The sequence below is a fragment of the Pseudomonas sp. Pseusp11 genome (assembly GCF_047304405.1).
Taxonomy (GTDB): Bacteria; Pseudomonadota; Gammaproteobacteria; order Pseudomonadales; family Pseudomonadaceae; genus Aquipseudomonas.
On record NZ_JBGLZF010000133.1, the window covers coordinates 1 to 230 of the forward strand.

The 230-nt window shown below is 60.9% G+C and carries 1 protein-coding gene; it reads left to right on the forward strand.

Features of this window, described 5'->3' with window-relative positions:
• Nucleotides 1-24: 24 nt before the first annotated feature.
• The coding region (locus ACCC96_RS30450) for a hypothetical protein (protein WP_413697763.1) at nucleotides 25-230 on the forward strand (206 nt) is incomplete at its 3' end.

Genomic DNA, 230 nt, shown 5'->3' on the forward strand with positions numbered 1-230 from the left:
GCCCCGTTGGAAGCGGCTGCGCCAATGGTCGATTCGGCAGCTTACGCGGTCCGCGAATCGGTTCAGCGGCTCAACCACATTCCGACAGATAGCTTGATGGCAGAGGTTTCGGCACCACTCATTGATGCCCGCGAGAAGTTGACGGACCTTCAAGGCGAGCTCGATTCTGCCGCCGACGCAGCCAAACTTGCTCCCAACATGCTTGGCGCCAACTCGCCACGGCGGTACCT